10 protein-coding genes are annotated in these 11,138 nt (G+C 36.2%); all 10 read right to left on the bottom strand.

Going from position 1 to position 11,138, the window contains the following annotated elements:
* Nucleotides 1–129 precede the first annotated feature (129 nt).
* On the bottom strand, nt 130–1,164 hold the full coding sequence (locus IGK61_RS08115; RefSeq protein WP_074535909.1) for an amidase family protein: 1,035 nt from the start codon (nt 1,162–1,164) through the stop codon (nt 130–132).
* Between the two features lie 60 nt (nt 1,165–1,224).
* The gene (locus IGK61_RS08110; protein ID WP_074535911.1) at nt 1,225–2,439 is read right to left on the bottom strand and encodes a phosphopentomutase; all 1,215 of its coding nucleotides are present in this window, start codon (nt 2,437–2,439) and stop codon (nt 1,225–1,227) included.
* Nucleotides 2,440–2,443: 4 nt separating this feature from the next.
* Complete coding sequence (locus IGK61_RS08105; RefSeq protein WP_074535914.1) at nt 2,444–3,598, bottom strand: YhfX family PLP-dependent enzyme; 1,155 nt, start codon at nt 3,596–3,598, stop codon at nt 2,444–2,446.
* Nucleotide 3,599: 1 nt separating this feature from the next.
* On the bottom strand, nt 3,600–3,953 hold the full coding sequence (locus tag IGK61_RS08100) for a PRD domain-containing protein (protein WP_010748297.1): 354 nt from the start codon (nt 3,951–3,953) through the stop codon (nt 3,600–3,602).
* Nucleotides 3,954–4,058: 105 nt separating this feature from the next.
* Nucleotides 4,059–4,982 (bottom strand): GntR family transcriptional regulator YhfZ, encoded by a 924-nt coding sequence (yhfZ, locus tag IGK61_RS08095; RefSeq protein ID WP_074535916.1) that lies wholly within the window; start codon nt 4,980–4,982, stop codon nt 4,059–4,061.
* Between the two features lie 4 nt (nt 4,983–4,986).
* Nucleotides 4,987–6,090: an aminotransferase class V-fold PLP-dependent enzyme gene (locus IGK61_RS08090; protein ID WP_010748295.1), complete on the bottom strand. Its 1,104-nt coding sequence runs from the start codon at nt 6,088–6,090 to the stop codon at nt 4,987–4,989.
* 10 nt (nt 6,091–6,100) lie between these two features.
* A complete protein-coding gene (locus IGK61_RS08085; RefSeq protein ID WP_074535918.1) occupies nt 6,101–6,973 on the bottom strand; it encodes a phosphotriesterase family protein in 873 nt (290 codons plus the stop codon).
* A gap of 13 nt (nt 6,974–6,986) precedes the next feature.
* Nucleotides 6,987–8,303: a YhfT family protein gene (locus tag IGK61_RS08080; RefSeq protein ID WP_074535919.1), complete on the bottom strand. Its 1,317-nt coding sequence runs from the start codon at nt 8,301–8,303 to the stop codon at nt 6,987–6,989.
* Between the two features lie 24 nt (nt 8,304–8,327).
* Nucleotides 8,328–8,690, bottom strand: coding sequence for a DUF2620 domain-containing protein (locus tag IGK61_RS08075; protein ID WP_074535920.1), 363 nt, complete (start codon nt 8,688–8,690; stop codon nt 8,328–8,330).
* A gap of 378 nt (nt 8,691–9,068) precedes the next feature.
* On the bottom strand, nt 9,069–11,102 hold the full coding sequence (locus IGK61_RS08070) for a glycosyl hydrolase 115 family protein (protein ID WP_074535988.1): 2,034 nt from the start codon (nt 11,100–11,102) through the stop codon (nt 9,069–9,071).
* Nucleotides 11,103–11,138 lie beyond the last annotated feature (36 nt).

The following is an 11,138-nucleotide window of genomic DNA, read 5'->3' as shown; positions in this document are numbered from 1 at the left end:
ACCTTAATATTTTCTATTTCATCAGTCAACACATTTTGAACGAAAAAAACCAAAGACAAATAAATGTCAATGGTTTGACTAAATCTTATTGGATTTCGACTCGTTGCTATAATTTCAAAGATATTCGTTTTACAAATTATATCCATCGTCAAAATAAGAATGATGATCGAGAAAATAATTCTTCAACAATCTATCTTCTTTGGCGATAAGTTTTTTTGCTAAATGAAACATTTGTTGCTCAATTCCTGATTGAGGCTTTCCGATTATTAAGTACCCAGTAGCTAGACTTGTAGTTGGAACGATCAACCCGATAGCATTACACATATTGACAACTCTGATAAATCCTTTTTTACCAGCAATTTGATTTTCTCGCGTCTGATCATCAAAATGTCCGATGAGTGTTTCACCAATACCGTAAATGTCAATTGGTCCTTCTTTCGAAATAATTATATCTACATCTAAAAACAATCGTTCTACTTCATCAATTAATTTTTTACGACTTTCTTGATACTTATAGGAAAAATCCTTCGTAATTATTTTCATAGTCTCCATGTCTACTGATAAAAGATCCTTATTTATTTCTGAGTCTACAGCAACGATTACTGTCTTTTCTTGGTCCTTATGATCAGTAAAGATTTGTGCTAATTGCTTTATGAGATCTATCTCACGACTAATAAGTCCGATGGATGGTGTGAAAGATATGCCATCTGTTGAAGATTTTACCATTTTTTCTAAACTGAGCATTATCTTCCCCACTTCCGGATGGATATAACCAACTAAGTTTAAAGCTGCTGCTGGAGCTAAAACTGAACCACCTCCGTCCGTACCGATTCCAACATCATTAATACCTAAAAAAACGTTCACAGCTGTTCCACTCGATGAACCAGTCATTACACCACCAGTAATTGGATTTCTTAAATCTATATCTATCCCTCTTCCTTTATGACTTGCTTTGTCAATCGTGTGAAGATGGAAGCCATTTTTCTCCAAAAAATCTATAAAGAAAGATGTGAAAACTATAGAATCTTTCAGTCCAATATAATATCCAGAAGAGGAACTGATTTTCTCTATGCAATTGGGAAATACTTTAATGACGGAGTTGTAAAAATTTGCCATTGCTAAACTTGTTCGCTTGGAATACTCTTGAACTTTATTCTGCTCCATGTTATAAACTCCTTAAAAGGCTCGATTTTGGTTTTACTACCATTAATCGAGCCATTACATTTAATTAATAAATAATTCTGGCAAAAATGACTGACCATTTTGAGGAGGCGAAACGTTAAAGTAATCTGCTACAGTTGCGCCAACATCTGCAAGGGTTTGTCTATTTCCTAAATATTTATTATGGATACCTGGACTATAAAGCAATATAGGAACCTTTTCTCGAGTGTGATTGCTGTGCCCTATCGTGGGATCGTTCCCATGGTCTGCCATAACAATTAGGATATCCCCCCTTTTTAAGGATGGAAGCAATTCTTTGATTCGTTTATCACTAATTTCTAAACGATCAGAATAACGATTTACATCTTCCGCATGACCAGCCAAATCAGTTTCTTGAATATTCAGCGCAAAAAAACCATGATCAAGCGTTTTCACTTCATTGATCAAATCATCAAAAAGACGATTTGTATCAACTCCTGGAAATAAGCGTTTACTATCCGTCTGGATAATATCAGCGACTTTGCCCAAAAAAGAAACTGGGATATTTGCATGATCTAAGATTGTGGGAGTTTGAACATTTTTATTAATACCATATCCAAGATGAACGACTTGATAACCAGTATTATATACGCCAGATTGTGGAGCATCTACTCCTGCAATTTCTCCATTCCTTGTTTTTCTTGCTCCGAGTAAGTCTTTTAATGTTATGTTTTCACCACCAAAAGTAATGACTCTAGAAACCTCAACCACTTCCCTTACAACATGCCCAATTTTTGCCAAGTCATTAAAGGAGATCAAATCCAGACAAGCGGAAACATTATAAACTTGTCCATAATCTGTTTCCAAGTTATCACCGACCGTTGCAAGTTCATCTACAACTAAAATCTGTGTCCCGCTTTCACCCACTCTTCGAACTTGATGACCATACTTTATCAGATTAGCTTCGACTTCATCGATTTTTTGATTGAATGGTTGAATCAATGGAATCTTAGGTGTTGTGCCCATAATTTCTTGATGTCCTAAGAATGAGTCGGCTCCATAGTGTGCTAGGTCAGCTGTGCCATAATTTGCTGTCGGTGAAAATTTATGATTTTTTATCTCAAAACCAAGAGCATTCATCAAACCTAAGCTTTCCAACGTTGGTATATTAATTGACGGATTGGAGGCAATGATATGTGCAGCAGTGTTGCTTCCTAGATCTCTAGGTCGAACCTCCTTAACATCATCCATTGCGCCAACGCCAAAACTATCTAAAACGATAACAACAAATTTCCCCATTTTTTCACCTTCTAACTATATTTCCAAGGCTATCATATATACCTTCGACTTTTGGCGAGCCATTTTGAATACCTGAAACAACTGCTACATCACTTCTAGTAACAAAAATTTGTGTTCGAAATGCAGCGATAACGGTAGCTCCCACAGGGTGGGTGGATTCTGTTGAAAGATAATAATCAATATTTTCATTGCTAAAAGGTCGAACTCGGTCTTTTTTAACTGATTCCGAACTTACAATCAGGGCCGAGTCAAGATGTCCACGTCGATAATATCCACCACCATAAAAATAAGCATGATTATCTAAGTTATGCGATATTTCGCTCACATAAATCATAGCTGGATGTTCCGGTAACATCATCTTTGAATGTAATGGTGTAGTTCCAGTAAGTGCATGTCCGGGTTCGCCTTGTGTTCCCCCAATTTTTTTTATGAAAGGAATAGTTTCGTGACAAGTTGCTGACGGAATATTCACTTCTTTTATTACGATCCCTAACTCTTCAAAAATTTTTTTCGCTTGCTGGATCGTTTTCACATTATTGGTAGGTAATAACTTCGATTCGCCATCAAATAAGAAACAAGGAAAAGAGGTCACACCTTCAATGGTCACATGGTCTGTTTGTCTAACTAATTCAACAATTGAAGATAACTCGTTTAAATGAAATCCACCAAATTGCCCCTCGTAAATCTGATCATCAGATTCAATAATTTTTACTAGAATCTTTTGTTTTTTAGTAAGCTCTTCAGCTGCTTGAATGATTTGTTGTAACGCCTCCAAAGAATAAACCGTGATATAATCAGTTCCGTAATTCATGATTCTAGTTAAAAGATTCCGTGGTATTTGAACTAAATGACCCACATTTCCTAATGGTAGATTTTGTTCCATAAGAATCAATGCTTCTTTATAATCCACGACCACCGCTTTTTTGATTCCCGAATCATGTATCTTTTGTGCAACTAATGGGTTGCGACCAAATTGCTTGGTCATATAAAACAAGTTTATTCCATGTGTCTTGGCATCTTCTGCTAAGCTTGCAGCATTTTTTTCAATCATATCAAGGTCCAAGACATAGGTATCTGGAAGTATTTTCCCTTCTTTATGGAGAGAGATTGCAGCGTCAACCAATTTTTGATTTCTTTGGATGGTAACATTCAAAAACATGTTATTCCTCCCTCAACATATTGATGATATGAAGATAAAAGTAATCAAGCTCAGCTTCAGCAAATTGCTTTCCTTTTGTCATTCTTTGAAGATCCTGCCATAATTCTTTCGAGTGAAGAAATTTTGGATCAGATTGGATTTCCTGACTGATAAAAGATTCGAGGTCATTTATCGTCTCATTTTGCTTTCGTCGTTGGTCTGCCATCGCTAGATGAGTCAAAAAGACATCCGCTTTTTTATCATTATCAATAATTTTTTGCTGTAATAAATAATCTAATACGCGCAAAACATACTCATAAGTATTTTCATCGATTACTTTTGAACTTAGTAATATTGCTAATTTTTCTCTAATCATCTAATCCCCCTATTTCACTCAAAACACAAAAACATATTCTATCAAGCAATGGATAAGAAACTAGGTTTCCTGATTGCCTGCCCTGGTATAAAACTATAAATGAAATCAATACTGAGGAATTAAACGCCCTTCACAAACCTCTTTTTGAATAGTAAGAATTTTTTCTTTATCTACGCTTTTTTGGAAGAATGCTTTCATAGACGTTTCTTCCGTATGGGTAATGATAACGGAAGTACTCATTTCTTGCTCCATTTCACTTCCTTCTAATGGAACAGCATAGAGCCCTTGATGGTTTTTGTCTCTAATTTCATCAAAATTCCAGATCCCAGCATCAATACTACCATTTTGTAAAGAAGATACGATTTGATGCCCTTGCATTTCAACAAATTCAACTTGTGTCTCATTAACGACTGCTTTCGTTAATAATTGTTGGTCAATTGAACTATAGTCAATAGCAATCTTCATCCCTTTTTCAATTGACTTTTTTTTCTTGTCCCTAAATAGCAACACATGCTCACTAAGATAAGTATGTTGTCCAAAGTCCAATGTGATTTCAATCGGTTCTCCATTTTTTATTGCTTGATTTGCCGCAAATTTTGAAACAATTGCAAAACGATACGTTTTATTCAAGATTGATCGAACACGCTCTTTTGATCCTCGAATATATGCAAGATTTAGTTTGATTTTATTTTCTTTGAAGGCTTCATATATTCCTGTTGCTAATCCCTCATATAAACGTGAATATGGTAAGGTCATTGTACCGAGAATCGTATCTGATAACGCATATTCTTGCAAAATATTATAATTAATTTCTTCTACAAATGTACCCATATGACCGTGACTTTTAACTTTTATTGCATCAATCTCTTTTAAAAAACTCCAAGCATTTTGAACAGTCCCTCTGGCTACTTTATATTTCTTTTGATATTCCGTAACACTTTGAACTCGATCGCCCTTTTTCTTTTGTAAAAGATCTGATGCTAAGTAGTTAACAATGATTCCTTTTTTCTTTAAAAATTCTTCTCCCATAGACTCACACCTCTTTTTCAACAACATCCATTGCCTGTTTTAAAATCCGCATGATCGTGTCCGCACCTGATCGATTGGGATTTATACGAATCATGAATTGTTCAGCGTCTGGATCAGCTGCTCTAAATGTGCCAGAAACCCGATAGACAAGTGGAGAGAACTCATATTTTGATTCTGCTCCTACTGGATTGGGTAAGGCACCAAAACTTGTAGCTTGTTCAATGACTTTTTTTGCAATTGGCTTTTTTAATTTGACGACAATTACCTTCGACTGAGCATTGATTAGAAATGCTTTTTCAATCCCTCCAATTTCTTGTTGATTGATTCGACCACAAACCTCTTCACTTACTTTTGCTGATATAGCCAATGAGACCGGTGCATAGATCAATCCTTTTAAAACGTCTATTGCTTCATGACCTTGAACCTGCCCACCACCAGAATAGTTGTCATTCTTCAGGCGTTGAATCGCTTTTTTCTCACCAACAATACAACCAATACCTTCAGGACCAAGCAATTTGAACGTAGAGAAACAAGATAGATTGGCACCGAATTCGGAACCTAACCCCTTAGTTTTTAGAGCCGAATAATTGTCATCAGTAATGATCTGGATAGTTTCATCAAACGATCGGATAAAGGCAATCAATGATTTTAAATCATAGGAATCATCAAATTTTTGTCTTGTTACTTGAATCAATATTCCGTCTACTTTATTATTCAAAAGTTTTTCTTTGACTTCCTCGAGATGATTATAATCAGCAAAAATTGTTTTTAATCCTAACATCTCAATCGATACTTTTGACGTAGGATAGATTGGTGCATCATGAACCATTAAAGTTTTGTTAGTTCCTAAAAGAGAATATAATGCTAACCTAATGGCATTCGTACCAGAACCGCGTACAAGCATCGCAGCCTCAGCATTAAAAAAATCTGCCAAAACCTTTTCAACTTTTTGAGTAGTCCTCGGCTGATTTAACCCTTTTACAACACCAAGATCCCCTCGTGTTAGAATTTCTTCACCTGAGAAGTTTCTGGTTATAGCATCTACAAAGCGAAACTGCATTTGAGTCGCTTCTTCTATCGACAAACTTTCTAAAGGGAATGTCTCCATAATTTCGCTCCTAATTCATAAATATTCTTGGATTATCTCGTAGCATTTTATCGATAAAATTCTCAGATAAACCATTTTCAAGTGCAAGTGGAACAAATGTATCCAATAAATAAGAATACCCTATTCCACCTCGATATGCTAAATTTGACTTTCGAGTAATATCCATTGAAAGAAATACTTTGTCTTGATAACCACGTTTTTCAATCTCTTTTAGCATCTCTATTCTTAGCAGATCTGGTTGATAGTTCTCTTTTCCAATCGTGTCAAATTCTACATATACCCCTTGATCTAACATTCTTAAAATATAATCACTATTACCGGTCAAATCCACGTGTCCAATCACCACTTTATTTAAATCAGCCCCATGCTCTTTAAAAAAGTTTACTTGTTCATGGCCAAAGGTTCCCAATGTTGTGTGAGTCGATATAGGAACATTACAATGTTTTTGAGTGAGGACAGCAGCGATAAATATTTTTCTTTCTCGTTCAGTCATATGGTTTTTACTTGTCCCTATTTCACCGATAAGTTGTGCTTTGATACTGGTTTCCGCAATTCCATTTTCTATCTCATTTACCATAAAATCAGTCAACTCTTCAATCGTAGCTGACGTCACAAATTCGGGTAAAAATTTATCTTGGTAAAATCCTGTTGCTTGAACAATATTGATTTTAGATAGCTCAGATACTTGCTGAACATATTCAGGATTTCTTCTCATGTCCATATTTGTCAGGTCTACTATATTACGAACTCCCTTAGAATACAATTTTTTGTATTCTGAAACAGTCTCATCAAAACAATTTAAGTTCGTATCATCATCTTTCTTCAAACGTGAAAGATCAATCGTAGTATGTTCATGCATATAAGTTATACCGTCTAACAACATCACTTCAATCCTCCTAGTTTGCAACTATTGGTGCGAATAATCCCAATAAATACAAAATGTTGACAATAACGCCTAAACTGATTGCAGCAATAGGACCCACGGCTAATTCTACGACTGGTTTTTTCGCTTTTCTATTCAAAAGCATCAAACCGATGACCCAGAAAAAACCTATTCCTGGTGCAATTTGCTCAGATGCCATCGCTCCCCCAATTAAAAGAGCAACTTCTAATACTTTATTCATAGCTGTACGAATATGTTCACCCATTTCGCGTATGCCTGGAAATTTGTCAAGGGCTTTTGCCATTAAGGTCAACAATTGTACTTCAACAAACATTAGCAGTGCGCCCACTAGAAAAGCAACAAGAGGATTACCATTCAATAAGATTCCTGCGACAAATACAAAAGTCGTGCCAGCTGGGCTATACACACCTGTAACGATTGCAGTTGAAAAAACTAAGGGAATGAAGCCAATTCCACGAGCAAAAGCAGCTAATGCAGCTTCACTCATTTTTCCTTCTGAAAGCAAATTTAATGAAATAGGATCACCTGCAATAATCATCAAACTTGTTGATGCCGCCACTAAGCCCCCTGTAACGGATAACCATAACCAGTTCTTCTTAATACGATTCACACGTTCTAAAAATACACTTACAAGGCTCTCATTTGAGTTACTACCATCGCTTTTCACTTGAATGGCATAAACAATCATGAAGAGCATCCCAACAAGTAAGGACATTCCTTCTGCACTAAGTGTTAATGTTGCGCCATTTCCTAAATCAAATGTACCAAAACGTTTTACAACAAACAATGTTAAAAGCGTAGCGCTGAATGAAATCACACCTTTTTTGAATCCATGTTGACTAGCGATTGCAATCGCTGGAAAAATACTAAAACCAATAACTACAGGAGCACCTACTTGCGAAAGTGAGTCCATAAAGTTCACCGGCATCATTGCAAAGAGATCAACAACCGCTTGGAGTCCAATAACTAATCCAACACCATAAATAGCTCCTACACTAGCAGCAACAATAACTCCGATTTTGCCTTCCGGTGCCCAAGATCCGATAATATCTGTCATTAATAATACACTATGGACTAATAGAATAGATGCACCTATTGAAACAGGAATGCCAAATCCAATGACTAATCCAAAACTTAAAGCAAAACTTGTCGCTGCAATTTCTTTCTTACCAATTTTACCTTCTAAAAATTCCGGAATGATTGGCCTTAATCCGTCATTAAAAACAGCGATTCCTTTATTTGCTAACACTGCACAAAGTCCCCCTAAAAGTGCAATAGCAATTAATTCAACAATTTTCGACGATTCCATCTCTTTTCCCCCAAATTATATAATCTATTGTTTTTTTAGTTCGTCCATAATGATAGGTACTACTGCTTCTTTATGCTGAGCGGTAAATCCAAAAGCTTTTTTTCCTGAACTGACATGTTCTCTTATTTCAGATTCCGGCATCACTTTTCCAGGCATAGAAACAGTTACACAGTTATCATGGCCTAATAAAGCTAATGCCATTGCCAGAGCACCCCCACCACCAGTATTACATGCCCCGATGTAGTAGTCAGCTTGTTTATTTTTGACTGCCATCGCAGCATCTAAATCACTTTTGATAACAATCTCGAACTGATCATCACCAAACGTTTCGACTAATGCTTTCACCTCGTCCTTATCGATTTGACCGCCGATAACTATTTTTTTCATCACAATTTCCTCCTTACGAATGTACAATTTTTTGTATATTGATAAATAATCAATAATTACAAATTGATTGTAACCGGAGACACAATCAATTGCAAGCCCTTTCTAAAAATCATTTGAATGGAAGTTTGTTTCAACTCTGCCCTTTTTTAAAACTTTTTTATGAAAAACCTACTTCGCTTAGCGTATACTCACACCAAAAAAAGTAGGTTTCTTTGTTCCTCTTAGTCACTTATTCCTATATTTCTATTCTCGAATTACTTGGGCAGTATAACTTTGACTGTTGTGTTGTCATAGTTTTTATTTGCAACTAGAAACAAAATGCAACTTTATAAATAAAAAATGCAAGGATGTCTACTCGTGTCTTTAAAAGTACTTATTTCAATACATTAAGGCTACTCTGATTTTTCTTGCTAACTTTTCATCCGTCAACGCTTTTTTAGTATTTGAAAGCAACATAACTCTTGATTCAGTGGAGTCCATAATATATTTTCTCTCCCACTGGTCTTGATCTGGACCATCGCCAATGATGCGAATGTAAGACAACAGACTCTTGATTATCTCTTTTGTCAATGTTAGATTAGTATAGCCGTCGTTTTCATAAAAATCATACCATTTATCACTAGGATTTTCCTTCAATATTTGAATTAATTGGTGGATTTCTTCTAACGCATCGAAAACTTTTGCAAATACAAAGACCATTTCTTCCCGATCAAGCATCTGATAAGCGTCTAACAAGTGGAGCAGTGCTTTTAATGTTTTGCATTGAACAGCTACTGAGAGGTAAATATCATTAAAAAAGCGAGCATTTTGCGCATGTTTATCCTGAAGGGATAATGTAATCTGCTGGCATCTCAGCAATAGATTCTCCCAGGCTGCTATCTTTTCTCCTACCATAGAGAAAATTTCTGTGACTTGCTCCTTGATTTTCCGACTACCCGTCAACCATTCTAATCTCGGGATTTTTGTTTCTTGCTTGAGCCATGATTGAATAATTTTTCGAATCAAATAACAGGCAAACTCGTCCCCAGCGGTTTGATCCTCATGTGTTCCATAGCGGATAACCGCTTCAAAGTAAGCTTCATAGACAGCTTGGATCTCTTCTTGCTGATTTTGATAGTATTGTGTTACATGTTCTGAAATTATCTCTTGCTTGGTTCGTAGCTGATAATCTGCTCGCCAGAAATTCGCTATTTCTTGTAAGAACAAAATATGCGGGTTTATGTTGCCTGTATTGACTAAGACAAACTTATCCATCTTGACTTCTCTAACCGCCATTAGCTCTCTAGAAACAAATTCTGGGCTATTAGGCAAGATCGTCAAGAAATTAGATGCTTGTAAATCATGAAAGGCAACGTGATAATAGATTCCTCTTGATTGATTTGGTTTTGGTGTGTTTGTTAACACCTCATCTCGTGGATCGTGATTCCCTTGTCTACGAGAAACCATTTTGCCATAACCATTATCCGCCCAAATCTCAATCACATCATCTGGAAGCTCAAGTAAGCCAAGATTAAATAATTCCGTCATCTCACCATAAATGTTCATTGAACATACTGCATGAGGATCGACTTCTTTAACCATATGATATTGCAGATGGACGATTTCGTTGATCACTGCTGCTTTTTCCGCTGCTGACCACTGTCGATCGAGATCTTCTGCCCAAAAAGGACAATCCCCTTGTCCGCGAAAACCAAGTGTGTAGATAACCTTGGTACCTTTTTGCTCGTGTAAGGCTTTTTTCCATAATTCCTGAAACAACTCAAAATGTTCCTCGTATGAAGCCTTCAAACCAGGATACCTTCTAGCAAACATCTCAGCGCCTAGTGGCTCGGCATGATGATGTGTATAGATCAACCCCATCGCTTGCGCACTTTCTCGATGTCTATGACTGTTCTTATCTGTTCCAGGGATGATGACATTTCCGCCTAAACGTAACAATGTTTCATAAATCCGTTCCCATACATATTCATTTGAACCATTATCTTCCCATTGATCAAGCAGCAACTCATCGTTAACGAACCAGCCCCGATAGTCCGTTGCAAAATCAGGCAATGTTAAATCAAAATTTATCCATTCAACAAATTGCTTTTTTATTGGAGGAATATCCATGAAATACCAAAAGGGTTGAACATCTAAAATTTTATGTGAGATTTCAAGAACCCCATACATTAATCCTAACGGTGTTTCAGCACACACTTTTACTTTATCTGGCGATACGAAAAGTATCTGAAAATCATCCTTTTCATTTTTTTCATCAAGTAAAACCAATTCAATTTCATTTGCCTTCCTCGTGTCTGTCACAACGGTTAAAATGTCACGCTGCAAGATCTTGCAAGCATGTCCAATCACTTCATTTTCCAACTGTTTTGACGTGACAGAAGTATTTTTCGAAATGAAAAATGTTGTTTCCATGTAATCACCCGTTTCATCTATTTCTTTCATTATTTT

Origin of the sequence: Enterococcus sp. AZ063 (assembly GCF_051715045.1) — a bacterium.
GTDB classification, from domain to species: Bacteria; Bacillota; Bacilli; order Lactobacillales; family Enterococcaceae; genus Enterococcus_D; species Enterococcus_D casseliflavus.
This window is presented reverse-complemented; position numbering and strand designations above follow the sequence as displayed.

Coding starts and splice junctions, on each gene's coding strand:
- IGK61_RS08100 (WP_010748297.1), bottom strand. CDS start 3,953: ATGATTAGAGAAAAATTAGCAATATTACTAAGTTCAAAAGTAATCGAT.
- yhfZ (WP_074535916.1), bottom strand. CDS start 4,982: ATGGGAGAAGAATTTTTAAAGAAAAAAGGAATCATTGTTAACTACTTA.
- IGK61_RS08070 (WP_074535988.1), bottom strand. CDS start 11,102: ATGGAAACAACATTTTTCATTTCGAAAAATACTTCTGTCACGTCAAAA.
- IGK61_RS08075 (WP_074535920.1), bottom strand. CDS start 8,690: ATGAAAAAAATAGTTATCGGCGGTCAAATCGATAAGGACGAGGTGAAA.
- IGK61_RS08105 (WP_074535914.1), bottom strand. CDS start 3,598: ATGTTTTTGAATGTTACCATCCAAAGAAATCAAAAATTGGTTGACGCT.
- IGK61_RS08085 (WP_074535918.1), bottom strand. CDS start 6,973: ATGTTGTTAGACGGTATAACTTATATGCATGAACATACTACGATTGAT.
- IGK61_RS08110 (WP_074535911.1), bottom strand. CDS start 2,439: ATGGGGAAATTTGTTGTTATCGTTTTAGATAGTTTTGGCGTTGGCGCA.
- IGK61_RS08080 (WP_074535919.1), bottom strand. CDS start 8,303: ATGGAATCGTCGAAAATTGTTGAATTAATTGCTATTGCACTTTTAGGG.
- IGK61_RS08090 (WP_010748295.1), bottom strand. CDS start 6,090: ATGGAGACATTCCCTTTAGAAAGTTTGTCGATAGAAGAAGCGACTCAA.
- IGK61_RS08115 (WP_074535909.1), bottom strand. CDS start 1,164: ATGGAGCAGAATAAAGTTCAAGAGTATTCCAAGCGAACAAGTTTAGCA.